This window comes from Faecalibacterium sp. DFI.5.82, from assembly GCF_029076575.1.
GTDB classification, from domain to species: Bacteria; Bacillota; Clostridia; order Oscillospirales; family Ruminococcaceae; genus Faecalibacterium; species Faecalibacterium duncaniae.
In genome coordinates, this window is record NZ_JARFIS010000122.1 from 1 (window position 1) to 397 (window position 397).

Consider the following 397-nt stretch of genomic DNA (forward strand, 5'->3'; position numbering starts at 1 on the left):
GTTTTGCGAATGCTTTCACCGTATTTGGCAGCATAGCGTTTCTTGAGTTCCTCAAAAGAAAAGCCATAGCGCATCAGCGAATCGTAGCTGACGCCCAGAACCGGTCGGCAGCGCAGACGAAAATCCTTTACATTATAGAGCTTTTCGCGACGCATAAGTTCTAAGGCCTCATTTACGACCTGCTCACATGTCTGCGGGTCTGCTAAACGAATGGACTGCTTGGCACCGAGATGCTTGCTGGCTCCCTTTTTACCATTTTGCGCAATGTTTTTCTTGGCATCATAACTAAATCCCAGGTCATGCATCAAATCGCTCCAAGACATTTTGGTGATCTGCATGGCACTGTTTGGCGAAGGTGCCTCGCCACGATGATAGCGATCTTGATAAACGGTGCGGC

Annotated in this window: 1 protein-coding gene; it reads right to left on the minus strand. The window is 48.6% G+C overall.

Translation table 11 applies throughout. The features are described from left to right. Positions 1 to 397: hypothetical protein (locus P0G09_RS15870; protein WP_275253139.1), on the minus strand; the 397-nt coding region annotated here is incomplete at both ends.